We start from the raw sequence: 14,392 nt of genomic DNA, 5'->3' as shown, positions 1-14,392 counted from the left end.
CCTTCAAAACCAAACAAAGTATGATGAAACAAAAAATTAATTTTTAATAGCCGTCCCGTCCCTTAATTCTTCTGAGGCGGCTTTTACAAGTTTATCGTTTACAGAAAGGCTATCACTAAAAATCTCTAAGTTATCACCGCTTTCACGGCCTTTTTTGATTCCTACGCTTTTTGCTTTATTATCTTTTACTGTTATAACATACGATTTTTCGCTGGTGTTTACCACAGCGGTTTTAGGCACTACAAAAGTGCTGTCTACAGAATGTAATGCAAGGTTTACTTCGGCAACCATGCCCGGCAATAGTCTTGAAGTAGTATTATTTACATCCATTTCTACACGTTCTGAACGCAGTCTCAAATCAAGAGCCCCGCTCATACGTGTTATTTTAGCTTTAAATGTTTGGTTAGGCAACGAGCGAACAGAAAAACTTATTTCGTCGCCATTCTTTAAATAACCTGTGTACATTTCAGGAACTGATACAGCAAGACGAAGTTTTTTCTGATCCTGTATGGTAAACAATGGCAGGTCAGATCCTTTTCCGGCAGGCCCTACATAAGCTCCTGTATTTACATTACGGGCAGATACTACTCCGTCAAACGGAGCACGTATTTGCAGGTAACCCAGCATTGTTTGTATCTCTTTATACGCTGCTTTGGCGGCCTGTAGTTGTGCATAATCACTGCTTTTGCGTGACAGGGCAATATCCAAATCGTTTTTAGATATGGTACCTTCTACCTTACTGGTTTCCAATATACGGTTGTAGGTTGCATTACTGGCTGTATATACAGCTTCCTGAGAACGCAGCCTCGATTCGGCAGCAGCAAGCTGTGAGCTTATCTCAGGTGCTTCAAGCACTATAAGTAGCTGTCCGACTTTAACCTGAGTACCTATATCTACTTTAAGTTCTTTTACAAAGCTGCTTACTTTGGCATAAATATCTGTTTGGCGAAAACCCTGTAACTCTGCCGGAAGGCGTATTTCAGATGACAGTTTTTCCTTATGAAGGTCTATGGTTTCTATCACAGGTTCTGCTTCAGGCTTAGGAGCTTCTTCTTTTTTACCGCAGCTGCTTAAAAGGCTTAAAGCGATTATTGACGGGATTATATAGTTTTTCATTTTAGTGGTTTAGTGTTGGTGATGTTGGTGTGTAATACTTACTCTCTTTATCTTCAGGGTCAAGCGAAACCGACTGGGTTGTGGCTTTGTTTTGCGCCCATGCAAATATAACCGGCAATATAACAAGAACGGCAAAAGTAGAAAACAGTAGGCCGCCTATTACTGCCCTGCCCAGTGGCGAGACCTGTTCGCCGCTTTCGCCATGGCCAATAGCCATTGGCAACATACCGGCTATCATGGCAACAGATGTCATAATAATTGGTCTAAGCCTTATCGACGCTGCCTCACGGGCAGAAAGCAGCGCATCGCCGTTTTCGCGCCTTAGCTGCTCGGCATTGGTAACAAGCAGTACAGCATTGGCAATAGATACCCCGACTGACATGATGATACCCATATAACTTTGCAGGTTTAGCGTAGAGCCCGTAAGCAGCAGCATAAGCAGTGCACCAAGCACCACGGCAGGCACGGTGGTTAATATTACAAGCGATACCCTGAACGACTGGAAGTTTGCCGAAAGCATCAGGAATATTACCACTACGGCTACAAGTAGCCCCGATTGCAGGCTATCCATAGTTTCGCTAAGCACTTTACTAAGGCCAATAGGTTCTACAAACAGGCCGCGCGGCAGCTCGCCAAGCGATGCTATAGTTGCCTGTACATCTTTAGATGCTGTTCCTAAATCTGTATGGTCTATGTTTGCCGTTACCGAAACATAAGGCATAGCACCCAGGTTGTCGTTTTCTCCGTGAGTGTAAGAGTGGGTTATGGTAGCAACATCGCCCAGTACAGGTCTTGTTGCGTTTTTTAACAGCGGTATGTTGGCAATGTCCTGCTCGGTTTGCATTTTATCTAACGGAACCTGTACCTGTACGTTATAAGAAAGTCCTATTTTTTCATCGATCCAGGTGTTTTTTTCTGTAAATCGTGATGATGATGTTGCAGCAATAAGTGAACGCGAAATATCATTCATATCTACGCCAAGTTGTGCAGCCCTTACCCTGTCTATGGTAATATCAAGTGCCGGATATTTTACAGGCTGTGCCAATTGTACATCCCTAAAGTAAGGTATGGCCTTAAGTTTTTCTATTACTTTATCAGCATACTGTTCATTTATCTTTTTATTCTTACCTGCAAAGCGCACTTCTATTGGAGTAGGAGAGCCCTGGCTTAAAACCTTGTCGGTTAATTCTATCGGTTCAAATGATAATTTAACACCCGGTTCTACTTTGGCAACGCGCTTTCTCAGATCGTCTTTAAAAGTGTCCATATCGGTATGTACATCTTTTAATGATATTTGGAATACGGCCTCGTGAGGTCCGGCCATAAATAGATATATTGGTGATACAGAAAATAATCCCGGGTGGGTACCTACATAGACAGATGATATGCCAATGTGCTCTTTACCTACCATTTTCTCTAATTCTTTAAGTACAGTAAGAGCTTTAATTTCGGTACGCTCAAAACGGGTACCATCGGGCAGGCGCATTCGCAATTGAAACTGGCTTGAATTTACCCTCGGGAAAACATCCTGACCTATAAAGTTTATAAGTGTAACGGCAAGTGCGGAAACAATAATAAGATATGCAAGACCTATAAATCTGCGTTTTGGCAACAATCGGTCTATCAATTTCATAAAGCGCACCCTGAATTTTTCAAAAGGGCTTAGTTTACCATCGCTGTTAAAGTCAGATTTATTAGCAAAAGCAGCTTTTGTAAGTGCATCATGCCCGTGTGCAACGCCAAACTGGTCTTCGTGTTTGTGTTCTTTCATGAGCCAGTTGGCCATTACAGGTACAAAGGTTTGAGACAACAGGAATGAGATGATCATTGAGAAACCTATAGCCAATGCTAACGGAAGGAACAGCGATCCGGGTATGCCTGCCATTGTAAATGCCGGAGCAAATACGGCAAGAATACATAGTAGTATCAGCAATTTAGGTAATGCTATTTCTTTACAGGCATCCCAAATGGCGAGAGCCTTGGGCTTGCCCATATCGAGGTGCTGGTGTATATTTTCTATAGTAACGGTACTCTCGTCTACAAGGATACCAATGGCAAGTGCCAAACCGCTCAATGACATAAGGTTGATGGTTTGCCCAAACAGTTTTAGGAACAATACACCCGATATAATTGATATGGGTATGGTAAGGATTACGATAAGTGCAGCACGCCTGTCGCCCAAAAATAAGAGTACCATAAGCCCGGTTAATGCCGCACCAATAATACCCTCTGTTATAAGGCTTTTAACCGAGTTAATTACATATACTGACTGGTCGAACTCATACGATATGGTAACGTCTTCCGGCAGGGTGCTTTGTATTTTTGATAGGTTATTTTTAAGGTTGTTTACCACCTCCCAGGTAGAAGCATCGCCTGCCTTGGCAATACTAACATATACCGATCGTTTTCCGTTTACAAGCGCATATCCGGTGGCAATATCAGCACCGTCTTTTACGGTGGCAATATCTCCCAATGACAGGTTTTGAACTCCACCTTTAAATAACGGAATATCTTTAAACTCTTTAAGATCTTTAATGGTATTATTGGTTGGGGTAATAAAAGTCTTATCGCCCACACGCACGTTACCCGATGGAGCTGTTTGGTTGTTTAGCCTTATGGCTTCCACTATTTGATCAGGCGTAAGGTTATGCGAAGTAAGCTGTGCCGGATCTACATTAATTTCTATTGTACGCGGGCTACCACCAAACGGAGGAGGAGACAATAATCCGGGAATGGAGGTAAACGAGGCCCTTACATAAACATTGGCTAAATCCTGAAGCTCATTATTGCTGCGGGTTTTACTGCTCAGTACCAATTGCCCTACAGGCAGCGACGAAGCATCAAAACGGATGATGAACGGTGGCTGAGAGCCCGGAGGGAAGGCAGCCTGTATACGGTTAGACAGGGCACTAAGCTCGGCAGCAGCCTGTGCCATGTTCGTACCTTCATAATAACTAACCTTCATTAAGGTAAGTCCCTGTATGTTTTTTGTTTCTATACTTTTAACGCCATTGGCAAACAACATTATATTAATGTAGTTTTTGGCAAAGTAGCTTTCCATTTGGTCTGGCGTGTAGCCCGTAAACGGGTGGGCAAGGTATATTACCGGCAGGTTCATTTTAGGCAGGATGTCTACCTTAATGGTCTTAACCGCGCTTATACCGAAAAAGAAAAGCCCTGCTACCAGTACCAATATCGAAATAGGCTTGCGGAGTGCAAAACGTATTAAATTCATTATTTAATCAATAATTAAAATTCGTTGATAAAAAGGTTAAAGTCGCCCGTTGCAGCAGCTTTCATAAGCAGTGCCTGCCATACATTGGTGTACACCACATCGCGGTCGGTTTCGGCGCGGTTAAGGGTGTACAGAGCCTGTGTAACGTCTACAAGATTGGTAAGTCCATTGTTGTAAAGTGTGCTGCGCTGCAGATAGGCCTGCTGAGCGGCTCGCACCTGTTTTGGAGCTTCCTTATAGTTTTGCAGGGCATAATCCATACGCACATTGGCAGCATCATCGTTAGCCTTAAGCTGAAGGTCTACAGCCTTATATTCTTCCTGAAAACCTTCGGTAATAAGTTTTTGGGCACTCACTTTTTTAGACGAACGTGCTATAGATGTAAGGTTCCACACCATACCCACACCCATAAGATAGTTTTGGCGTGTAGGCTCTATGCCGTCAAAATAGTTTTGAGTATATGAGTTTTGGTTTTGTGCATAATCTGCATTAAAGCCGGATGCTCTTGTCTGGAACACACCAAACAGGCTTAGCGTAGGCCAGTATTCGCGCTTAAAAAGTTTAACCTGTTGATTACTAAAGTTAATACGGCTTTGATAAAACTGCCTTATAGGGTTTAAGGAGTCATTAGGTGTTTCATTAGTAACCATTGCCTTTGGTACACGTGCCACAAGGGTAGTGTCGGCAGTAAAATCTACAGGGGCAACGCCCATGAGGCGCACGAGTTCATTATTTTGAAGTTTTACCTGTTCTTTTAGCTGGTTCAATGCTATTTTAGCTCTCGATACTTCGGCTGATGCTAACGTGCTGTCTACACCGGGTAAGAGTCCGTTTGTTACACGCACGGCGGCATTTTTTAGCACCACCTCTGTACGCTCAAGGTTTTTTTGCTGCGATCTTAATAATCTCTGGCTCGCCAAAAGATTAAGATAGGCAGATGATATGCGTACTTTATGTTGAAAAAGTTCCTGCTCATAGTCTTTTTGCTGACGGGTTGCATCGGCTTTAGCAACACTGATGCGTTGCTTCATGCGCCCGAAAGTAAAAAAGTCCCAATTGAAGTTTACAAGATACAGGGCACCAAAGGCAGCGTTCCAGTTTTGTTCGGGCAGCGGAAGCCCCGATGAGGCGACGCCAAGGCCACCAAGGCCGTAAAGTGGACCGTTTTGACCGTTTACGGTTCCGTAATCCTGTTGCGCAGAAAGATTTAAGTTAGGAAGGTAATCGCGTTTGGTTTGTTTTACGGTTTCGTTGGCGGCCTGTGCATATTTGTTTTTTGCAACCACCAGCCCGTAATTTGCCACACCTGTATTTACTGCCTCTTTGAGTGATAGAGCCTGGCCGGAGCCATGCAGCGAATACAAAAGTAACAGCAACATTAAGTTTTTAAAGTGCATGTAAATAAGTATTAAAGTAATGGTAATTTGATAGAGCAAATTTAAGCACAGATTTATTTTAAACATATGTTTAAGTGACGAATTACATTCATCCGTTGCATTTATATGACGAATGCAATTGGTCACGCATTTTTTATAAAATCAATAATTTAGTAGTTACTTTGTATTGTATATTGATATAATGGACAGGAAGATTAAACATATTTTAGAAAATAAATGGTGGCAGGAGTTGCTTATACTTGCGTTCTCGTTTATTTTGTTTACCCTTAACGACTGGATACTTATAAAATCCTGGAAAGGCATTTGGAGTGGCTGTGCCTATTTTTTGCTTTTATATGGGCATGCCCAGCTTAACCGTTATTTACTGCTGCCCATACTTATAAAAAAGCACAAGCCTTTAATGTATATATTGGCAAGTTCGGCATTGGTGGCGGTATATTCAGTAGTTATGTATCAGGTGGCCAACCTGTGGATATATAAAAACTGTTTCCTTTATAAATCGTCAGAGCAGCAAAGCTATGTTTTTCAGGCGGCAACCCTTGTGGCAACCCTTATTTGTATAATATCGGTAACCCTTATTTTTAAATTTTATCGCGACCGTAAAAATCTTGACAGCGAAAAATTGCTTTACAACCAAGCACAGTTAAATTCGTTGAGAGAACAGTTAAACCCTCACTTTTTATTTAATACGTTTAATACACTCTACGGCATAAGCCTGCAATATCCGGAAAGAACACCGGAGCTTATCATGCATGTTTCGCAGCTAATACGCTACCAGTTAGAGAGTAATGAAAGGCAATGCGTACCGCTGGGAGATGAGATAAGTTTTGTGAGCAGTTATGTTGAACTCGAAAAAGAAAGGGTAGGTTACCGCTGTAACATTAGTTTTAACAGTGAGGTTGATGATGAGAGGGCATATAAAATTCCACCTATGCTGCTTATATGCTTTATAGAAAATGCTTTTAAACACGGCACGTGTTCTATAGAAAAGTGTTTTGTGGATATTGACATTTCAGTAACAGATGGTAAACTTAATTTGGTGGTAAAGAATTCTATTCCCGAAAAGAAAAACGAAGTGGTTTCTACAAAGATTGGTATTCGAAATACTATGGAGAGGTTAAAGCTGCAATATGGTAGTAATTACAATCTTGAAATTATCGAAGACAACATATTTACTGTAAATTTAGAACTACGCTTAAAAAGGATATGACACAGGCAGCTACCATAAAATGTATGATCGTAGACGACGAGCCTGCGGCTCATTATGTACTTGCCAATTACATTAAACAAAGTCCTGCACTGGAGCTTGTGCATGAAGCATATAATGGGGTAGAAGCACTGGAATATCTTGAAGATAATGTTGTTGACCTGATGTTCCTGGATATTGATATGCCCGAAATTACAGGCATAGAAATGCTTAAAAAACTGGCTAAACCACCACGTACCATCCTTACTACTGCCTATAGCGAATATGCCCTGGAAAGTTATGATTATGGCGTGCTGGATTATTTGCTTAAACCTATATATTATCCGCGCTTTGTTAAGGCAATAGACCGCTTTTTTGAGTTTTCATCGGCATTACCAACGGAGGCCGAAGAACCGATAGCAAACACTATAAGCCTTAAGGTTGATAGTGATACCATTGACATACAGCTAACCAACATATTGTATGCACAAAGCTATGGCAACTACGTAAAAATTTTTACACAAAAACGCACCTATCTGGCAACCACCACCACAAACGATCTTGAAAAGCAGTTACCATCTTCTATGTTTATGAGGGCACATAAATCATACATTATTGCACTTGATAAGGTTGAGGAAGTAAATAAAGATTATGTGCTTATAAAAGATAATTTTATACCGATCGGTATTACGTACAGACGTGAATTGTCGGAGAAACTTAAGAAATAGATTCTGAGAAAATAGAATTGAGATACAAGATAATAGGCTTTAAGTGAAAGGCTGAGAATAAAAAACAATAAACTAAAACATAAAAACATGATCGAAGTTAAAGCGTATGCGGCGTATGATGCTGAAACACCGTTAAAGCCTTTTGATTTTGAAAGACGCGACCTTGGCCCACATCACATACATATTGATATTTTGTTTAGTGGTGTGTGCCATAGTGATATCCATACAGCGCGCAGCGAGTGGGGTAAGGCGAATTATCCTGTAGTGCCCGGACACGAAATTGTGGGAAGGGTTATAGCTGTTGGCAGTGAAGTAACTGCTTTTAAAGTGGGTGAACTGGCAGGTATTGGTTGTTTTGTAGACTCTTGCCGTGAATGCCAGAGTTGTAAAGAAGGCGAGGAGCAGTATTGCGAACAGGGTATGACTGGTACCTACAATAGTTTTGAGCGTGGAACAAAAATACCTACCTATGGCGGATATTCTACCAGTATTACTGTAGACGAAAAATATGCCCTGCATGTATCAGATACCTTAGATCTTGCCGGAGTGGCACCACTGCTATGTGCAGGTATAACTACCTATTCGCCATTAAAATACCTTAAAGTAGGCAAAGGTCATAAAGTAGCCGTTTTGGGCCTTGGCGGTTTAGGGCATATGGCAGTAAAATTTGCAGCATCTTTTGGTGCAGAAGTAACTATGCTCAGTACATCGCCCTCTAAAGAGGCAGATGCCCGTAAGCTTGGTGCACATAATTTTGCATTGATATCTGACGAAAGCGTAATGGCTTCTTTACAGAACAGTTTTGATTTTATAATCAATACAATATCTGCACAACACGAATATGCCACTTACCTAAACCTGCTTAGAAAAAATGGTACAATGGTGTTGTTGGGTATTCCTCCAATACCTTCGGCTGCACCGGCTATGACTTTAATTCGCAAACGAAGGAGCATTATTGGCAGCCTGATAGGCGGTATTGCTGAGACTCAGGAGATGCTGGATTATTGTGCTGAACACAATATAGCTTCTGATGTTGAAGTAATCGATATGAAATATATTAACGAAGCTTATGACCGTATGGAGAAAAGCGATGTTAAATATCGTTTTGTTATCGATATGGCTTCTATGAAATAGAACATCAGACTAAAGATAGCAGGTAGATAATTGAAGTTAGTATTGTCTAACGCCAAAAACAAGGACAGTTTCATTTTACCGAAACTGTCCTTTTATTTTATTGCTTATTTAGAAATTTCTATTTTGTGCTCTAATATTTCCAACCAGGATAATATATAGTCTGCTTCGTCCTGCCACCCCGGAAGAGCTATTGAAAAGTGAGTTTTACCTTTAAACTCCTTATAGTCAGTTATAGCATTGTCTTTGTTGTACTTAATATAATTCTCATAATTAAGAGAATTTGGTGTTAAGTTATCTTCGCTGCCTGTTATAAAGAGCAGGGGAGGATGTAATTTAAAAAAGTCTATTTTAGAAACATTACCCAACGAGTCCCTTACGGCCAGTTTAGATTCCGGCACAGCATACTTTTCGTATGATATTATTTGTTCATTTACATCAATACCATTTGCAAAGGCCTTTTTCCAATGGCTAAGGCTCATCATGTATGTCTTTTTTGTCGATGTAAAGTAGCCCAACGGTTTCCAGATCAATTTTAAAATAGGCCACTCAAACGAAAAAATACCTTTAGGAGGTGCAGAGTGTATAGCAATGCCCGCGCATATAAGGTTTTTGTTTACAAGTATCTGAGCTATCAATCCGCCTAAAGAATGGCCAATAACAATAGGCTTTTCAGGCAACGAAGCTATTATAGTTTCATAATGTTCTATAATTTTCCTAAGCCTTAGCCCGGCAAGGTCAGTATCGTTTGGTCTTTTATTTCTTAGTTCCTGAGTATTTTCATTCTTAAAAGGCCATGGCGGTGCAATGCATGTATAGCCCTTGGTTTTATAATAATTTTGCCATGCATCCCAGCATGTATGGGACACAAAAGCCCCTGTAATAAATACAATTGTTTTAGATAAATACATAAATCCTGGGGGGATTGTAATTTTTAGGTTGTTAACGCAATTTTTCCCTGTAGTCGATTTTAGGAAGCAAGTACGTCATGAATTTCTGGTTTTCTCTCAAACATTTTATGCGCAAAAGGGCACTGAGGAATAATTTTTAAGTTTTTTTCGCGAGCAAAAGCAACAGCCCTGTCCAGTAGCTTAAGACCCACGCCTTTAAACTCAGGGTTGCCAATAGTATGCTCTATAGTAAAAATGCCCGGTGTAGCATAAGTATAGGTCATTATACCGGCTTCTTTATCGCCTTCTATGGCTTTAAAATGGCCTTTTTTACCATCGTCATGATGAAGTATCTCCATGTAATATTATTTCTTGATATTAAAATTTGAGTTCTGTTCCGGTAGTGGTACAAAACCAACCTCGCCTTCTATTTTAGGAAACTCCTGTGCCTGCCAGCGCACTTTCGCCTCTTCTATAAGTTCGGGAGATGTAGCTACAAAGTTCCAGTAAATATACCTGGGCTCAGGAAAAGGTTCCCCTCCAAAAATATATACCGTTGTATTTGGGTTCATAGTAAATTCGCATATAGAACTGTCTTTAGCAACCAACAACTGTTTTGGCAAAAAAGTATTGCCGTCGCTTTCTATACTTCCGTCTAATATATAGAGTCCGCTTTCGCCATAGAGTCCGCTGCCAATAGCAACTTTTTGCCTGTCAATACTTTTGATTTCTAAAAAATAAAGCGGACTGTAAACCGGAACTGGCGATTTTTTGCCTAGAGCCTCTCCTGCAATAAGCTTAATGGTAACGCCATCCTGCTGCCATTCCGGCAATTCTTCCTCAGTTATATGGGCAAAAGAGGGTTCCATTTTTTCGAGATGTTTTGGTAATGCCACCCATATTTGCAATCCATGTAAAAACTTATCGCTGTGCCTAAGTCTCTCCGGAGTACGTTCAGAATGTACAATTCCTTTACCTGCGGTCATCCAGTTTACCTGTCCGGGAGTAATTTCAATCTCTGTGCCCAAACTGTCGCGGTGCATCATGTTTCCCTCAAAAAGATAAGTAAGCGTGCTGAGCCCTATATGAGGGTGAGGCCCAACATCTATATTTTGATGATCGTTAAGTGCCGCAGGACCCATGTGGTCTATAAAAGCAAAAGGCCCCACGGTGCGTCTGTCGCGAAAAGGTAACAGACGACCAACCAAAAAGTTACCAATATCTGCGGGTCTTTCTTCTATTATCTGATTGATATTAGACATAACAATTTTTATTTTGATTAAAATTACAAAATTATTCTTACACAATATTCTACTATATCGATTTAAGCCGTTAAAGTTGTTTAACTAAATAATAATTATTTAGTAAACTACTGTTTTGTAATACTCTATCTATATTTAATATTGTAATTTTTTTGAATTAACCGACGTACGGTTTTGTTTTATCGATTAAGTGCTTTTTAGAATAAAACACCCCAAACAAAGCGTTTGGGGTGTGTCTAAAAATTAATTTATTGGATCCAGATGTGCTGTTATTTCTTCCCGCCTGCTTTCATATTGTGCAGGTAGTTTTAATTCTTTACCAAGGGTTTCCAATGGCTCATCTATAAGGAAACCGGGGTTGTCGGTAGCTATTTCAAAAAGCACTCCTCCCGGCTCTCTGAAATATAGGCTATGGAAATAATTGCGGTCTATTTGAGGAGTGATACTCAATCCGGCTGCCACAACTTTTTCTCTAAAATGCATTAATATTTCGTCGTTTTTAACCCTAAAGGCTACATGGTGTACTGTACCGTTGGCTACATGGCCATGTTTTTCGTCTTTAAGTTCTACAAGATCTACTATGGCAGCCTGGTCTACGCTGTCGGTAGCATATCTGTATCGGTTGCTGTCCTGAGATATTAGTTTATATCCAAAAATATCGGTAAGCACAGATGCTGTTCCTGTAATGCTGTTTAAAGTAATGGTTACATTATGAAACCCTCTCGTGGCAACATCTGCTTTAACTTCGTCGGTTTCCCATGGTTTTCTTGTATCCGGTGTTGCCGATTCTATTAGTTCCAGTTTAAGCCCGTCCGGATCAAGAAACGTAAGATAACGTTCGCCAAATCTTTCAGACGGTTTATTGTATATAACATTATATTTTTCAAAACGCTCTACCCAAAATTCAAGGCTGCCTTTAGGAACAGAGTAGCCAATTTCGGTAGCCATTCCGCTTCCTCTTCTGCCTTGGGGTATGCCGCTTCCCCATGGGAAAAATGTAAGGATCGTTCCTGCACTACCTATTTCGTCTCCAAAGTAAAAGTGGTAAGTGCCCGGATCGTCAAAATTGACTGTTTTTTTAATAAACCTTAATCCTAATATGTTAGAATAAAAATTAAAATTGCGTTTGGCATCGCCGGCTATAGCTGTAATGTGATGGATGCCTAAGATTGTATTTTCCATGATGTTGATTTGTTTAATTTTATAATGTAAAGGTATAATTGATTTGTTTTCAAAACATTGAACTAAGACAAGAAGTTTGGAGTTGTACCTCCGCTAAGGGCTATTGCAATTTCGTTATACAAAAGTCCGCTTCCGCCGCCATAATGCTGTACAATTTTTATACTGGGTTTGTGAAGCTTAAAAAAATCTCTTAGCTGCATTTCCTCGTCTTCGTCTATGCCGCAACCAAGTAATATAATGTCTATAGGCAGTTTTATAAAAAGTTCTTTTGCCTCACTGTACAACGTTGTTCCTGTGCCGTTCCAGTTTTCGTTTTTGTTAATAAGGCGAACCACTGTTTGCATTATCTCTGCATGTGTGCCTATATACATGATGTTGATTTTTTGTTGCATGACGGTTATATTTTATATGATGGTACAAAGTTGTGATATTAAAATACCAAAAACATTGAACTAAGACATGTAATTTAATTTACAAACCAATAAAGCAATTTACCTGCCTTGTTTTTAAATGTTTGATTTTAAGTTATATATGTTTTTGTGTGGTTTGATAAATAACGATATACAGTAATTTTACTGTTTAGTATTGGTGATATTTGGTTGCAGGTTATTTAGTAAATGTTAATTATTTACCTTTACATATATGTTTGATGTTTTTATAGAATACCTGCAATCCAAACTTACCATTACTGATGCCGAGGTAGAAATGGTAAAACAAATATGCCGACTTAAAAAACTGCGCAAAAAACAATATTTGTTGCAGGAAGGAGATGTGTGGCGTTATAATGCTTTTGTACAAAAAGGATTGCTGCGAACCTATAGGGTAGATAATAAAGGACAGGAACATGTTATACAGTTTAGTGCAGAGAACTGGTGGAGCGGAGACCGCTACAGTTATCTTACCGAAACACCTGCACGATATAATATTGAGGCTATAGAAGATTGTGATATTGTACTTATTACTAAGGTGGACTACGAAAATCTTCTTGAAGCCATACCTGCGTTGAATACTTTTGTACGCCACTTGGTAGAGAGGTCGTTTATAGCATCGCAAAACCGAATTAATGCCGATATTAGTTTTACTGCCGAGGAAAAATACAATGATTTTGTTACAACCCATCCGGCATTGCTTAACAGGATTCCGCAGCATATGATCGCATCTTATTTAGGACTGACTCCCGAGACTCTTAGCAGGGTTAGAAGCAAGCGATAAGCATATTCTGCTCTTAGCTTCTCTTAAATCCAACAATCCACAATCCAATAACCAAATTTCATTGATCTATGTCAATGGTTTTATCTGCGTTATATCAATGTTTCGAGGGCTTCTTTCGATGCAACTTTGTAACAGAAAAATAAAGCAATTGGCAACAGCCAAAATTTAAAACATTAAACATAAAGATCATGAAAACATTATCAAACAAAGTAGCGTTAGTAACAGGTGGAAGTCGTGGCATAGGTGCCGCAATTGTAAAACGTTTGGCAGGTGACGGAGCCGATGTAGCTTTTACTTATGTGTCAGGAAAAGAACAGGCGGAAGCATTGGTAACCGAAATTGAAGCCACAGGCCGCAGAGCAGTAGCTATAGCCGCTAACAGTGCAGACGCCAATGCTATTACTGCTGCTGTAGAAACCACAGTAGCTAAGCTGGGTAAACTGGATATATTAGTTAACAATGCAGGCATAGGTACCTTTAAACCCTTAAACGATTTTACCGTAGAGGAATATGATAGCCTGATGGACATTAATGTACGCGGTACTTTTGTTGCAATTAAAGCTGCATTAAAACACATGGTGAGTGGTAGCAGGATTATTAATATTGGCAGTACCAATGCTTTACGTATGCCATTTGAGGGAGGTGCTGTATATGCCGCAAGCAAAGCAGCCGTGCAGGGACTTACCATGGCATTATCGCGCGATCTTGGTCCATTGGGTATCACCATCAATAATTTACAACCAGGTCCTGTACACACCGATATGAACCCGCAAGATGGCCCTTTCGCAGCGATGCTTATACCTCAAATATCTTTAGGACGTTATGGCACCACGGCAGAAGTGGCCTCTTTAGTAGCGTATCTTGCCAGTCCTGAATCCGGTTATATTACTGGAGCGAGCATTGATATAGATGGTGGTTTTAAAGGTTAATTCTTAGATAACCTAATTAGCCGCTCAGGTTTTTAAAAGCCTGAGCGGCTATATATTTATGAAGCTAAGAAACTCACAATTATATTTTCTTTAGTACATGCTTCTTTTTTTGTGGCGTACATTT

General features: G+C 40.1%; 13 protein-coding genes. 5 read left to right on the top strand and 8 right to left on the bottom strand.

All coding sequences use genetic code 11. The features are described from left to right. Positions 1 to 36: 36 nt before the first annotated feature. The 3 genes from GR160_RS05250 to GR160_RS05240 are packed head-to-tail and all read right to left on the bottom strand — an operon-like array spanning position 37 to position 5,730. Positions 37 to 1,116, bottom strand: a complete 1,080-nt coding sequence (locus GR160_RS05250; RefSeq protein ID WP_160748768.1) for an efflux RND transporter periplasmic adaptor subunit — start codon at positions 1,114 to 1,116, stop codon at positions 37 to 39. A 1-nt stretch (position 1,117) separates the two neighbouring features. Further along, positions 1,118 to 4,351, bottom strand: coding sequence for an efflux RND transporter permease subunit (locus GR160_RS05245; protein WP_160748767.1), 3,234 nt, complete (start codon positions 4,349 to 4,351; stop codon positions 1,118 to 1,120). Positions 4,352 to 4,365: 14 nt separating this feature from the next. After that, entirely contained in the window at positions 4,366 to 5,730 is a 1,365-nt protein-coding gene (locus tag GR160_RS05240) for a TolC family protein (protein ID WP_237421165.1), read from the bottom strand. Positions 5,731 to 5,929: 199 nt separating this feature from the next. Here GR160_RS05240 and GR160_RS05235 point away from each other — a divergent pair, with 199 nt between their 5' ends. From GR160_RS05235 to GR160_RS05225, 3 genes are all read left to right on the top strand, one after another. After that, the gene (locus GR160_RS05235) at positions 5,930 to 6,958 is read left to right on the top strand and encodes a sensor histidine kinase (protein WP_160748765.1); all 1,029 of its coding nucleotides are present in this window, start codon (positions 5,930 to 5,932) and stop codon (positions 6,956 to 6,958) included. After that, complete coding sequence (locus GR160_RS05230; protein ID WP_160748764.1) at positions 6,955 to 7,662, top strand: LytTR family DNA-binding domain-containing protein; 708 nt, start codon at positions 6,955 to 6,957, stop codon at positions 7,660 to 7,662. Before GR160_RS05235 ends, GR160_RS05230 begins: the two co-directional genes overlap by 4 nt. An 87-nt stretch (positions 7,663 to 7,749) precedes the next feature. Continuing rightward, the gene (locus tag GR160_RS05225; protein WP_160748763.1) at positions 7,750 to 8,796 is read left to right on the top strand and encodes an NAD(P)-dependent alcohol dehydrogenase; all 1,047 of its coding nucleotides are present in this window, start codon (positions 7,750 to 7,752) and stop codon (positions 8,794 to 8,796) included. 104 nt (positions 8,797 to 8,900) lie between these two features. On the opposite strand, the gene GR160_RS05220 is transcribed toward GR160_RS05225, so the two are convergent. From GR160_RS05220 to GR160_RS05200, 5 genes are all read right to left on the bottom strand, one after another. Further along, the gene (locus GR160_RS05220) at positions 8,901 to 9,704 is read right to left on the bottom strand and encodes an alpha/beta hydrolase (protein ID WP_160748762.1); all 804 of its coding nucleotides are present in this window, start codon (positions 9,702 to 9,704) and stop codon (positions 8,901 to 8,903) included. Between the two features lie 59 nt (positions 9,705 to 9,763). Beyond that, complete coding sequence (locus tag GR160_RS05215; protein WP_160748761.1) at positions 9,764 to 10,042, bottom strand: GNAT family N-acetyltransferase; 279 nt, start codon at positions 10,040 to 10,042, stop codon at positions 9,764 to 9,766. Positions 10,043 to 10,048: 6 nt separating this feature from the next. After that, a complete protein-coding gene (locus GR160_RS05210) occupies positions 10,049 to 10,945 on the bottom strand; it encodes a pirin family protein (RefSeq protein WP_160748760.1) in 897 nt (298 codons plus the stop codon). Positions 10,946 to 11,188: 243 nt separating this feature from the next. After that, positions 11,189 to 12,127 (bottom strand): ring-cleaving dioxygenase, encoded by a 939-nt coding sequence (locus GR160_RS05205; protein ID WP_160748759.1) that lies wholly within the window; start codon positions 12,125 to 12,127, stop codon positions 11,189 to 11,191. Positions 12,128 to 12,189: 62 nt separating this feature from the next. After that, positions 12,190 to 12,519 (bottom strand): hypothetical protein, encoded by a 330-nt coding sequence (locus GR160_RS05200; RefSeq protein ID WP_160748758.1) that lies wholly within the window; start codon positions 12,517 to 12,519, stop codon positions 12,190 to 12,192. Positions 12,520 to 12,769: 250 nt separating this feature from the next. Between GR160_RS05200 and GR160_RS05195 the strand changes: the two genes are divergently transcribed. Together GR160_RS05195 and GR160_RS05190 are read left to right on the top strand one after the other, a co-directional pair. Further along, positions 12,770 to 13,339: a Crp/Fnr family transcriptional regulator gene (locus GR160_RS05195; RefSeq protein ID WP_160748757.1), complete on the top strand. Its 570-nt coding sequence runs from the start codon at positions 12,770 to 12,772 to the stop codon at positions 13,337 to 13,339. A 188-nt stretch (positions 13,340 to 13,527) separates the two neighbouring features. Next, entirely contained in the window at positions 13,528 to 14,268 is a 741-nt protein-coding gene (locus tag GR160_RS05190; protein ID WP_160748756.1) for a 3-oxoacyl-ACP reductase family protein, read from the top strand. Positions 14,269 to 14,392: the final 124 nt, after the last annotated feature.

This window comes from Flavobacterium sp. Sd200 (genome assembly GCF_009826935.1).
Taxonomy (GTDB): Bacteria; Bacteroidota; Bacteroidia; order Flavobacteriales; family Flavobacteriaceae; genus Flavobacterium.
The sequence above is the reverse complement of the archived record's forward strand: the minus strand, read 5'-3'. Positions and strand labels throughout refer to the sequence as shown.

Coding starts and splice junctions, on each gene's coding strand:
- GR160_RS05250 (WP_160748768.1), bottom strand. CDS start 1,116: ATGAAAAACTATATAATCCCGTCAATAATCGCTTTAAGCCTTTTAAGC.
- GR160_RS05245 (WP_160748767.1), bottom strand. CDS start 4,351: ATGAATTTAATACGTTTTGCACTCCGCAAGCCTATTTCGATATTGGTA.
- GR160_RS05240 (WP_237421165.1), bottom strand. CDS start 5,730: ATGTTGCTGTTACTTTTGTATTCGCTGCATGGCTCCGGCCAGGCTCTA.
- GR160_RS05235 (WP_160748765.1), top strand. CDS start 5,930: ATGGACAGGAAGATTAAACATATTTTAGAAAATAAATGGTGGCAGGAG.
- GR160_RS05230 (WP_160748764.1), top strand. CDS start 6,955: ATGACACAGGCAGCTACCATAAAATGTATGATCGTAGACGACGAGCCT.
- GR160_RS05225 (WP_160748763.1), top strand. CDS start 7,750: ATGATCGAAGTTAAAGCGTATGCGGCGTATGATGCTGAAACACCGTTA.
- GR160_RS05220 (WP_160748762.1), bottom strand. CDS start 9,704: ATGTATTTATCTAAAACAATTGTATTTATTACAGGGGCTTTTGTGTCC.
- GR160_RS05215 (WP_160748761.1), bottom strand. CDS start 10,042: ATGGAGATACTTCATCATGACGATGGTAAAAAAGGCCATTTTAAAGCC.
- GR160_RS05210 (WP_160748760.1), bottom strand. CDS start 10,945: ATGTCTAATATCAATCAGATAATAGAAGAAAGACCCGCAGATATTGGT.
- GR160_RS05205 (WP_160748759.1), bottom strand. CDS start 12,127: ATGGAAAATACAATCTTAGGCATCCATCACATTACAGCTATAGCCGGC.
- GR160_RS05200 (WP_160748758.1), bottom strand. CDS start 12,519: ATGCAACAAAAAATCAACATCATGTATATAGGCACACATGCAGAGATA.
- GR160_RS05195 (WP_160748757.1), top strand. CDS start 12,770: ATGTTTGATGTTTTTATAGAATACCTGCAATCCAAACTTACCATTACT.
- GR160_RS05190 (WP_160748756.1), top strand. CDS start 13,528: ATGAAAACATTATCAAACAAAGTAGCGTTAGTAACAGGTGGAAGTCGT.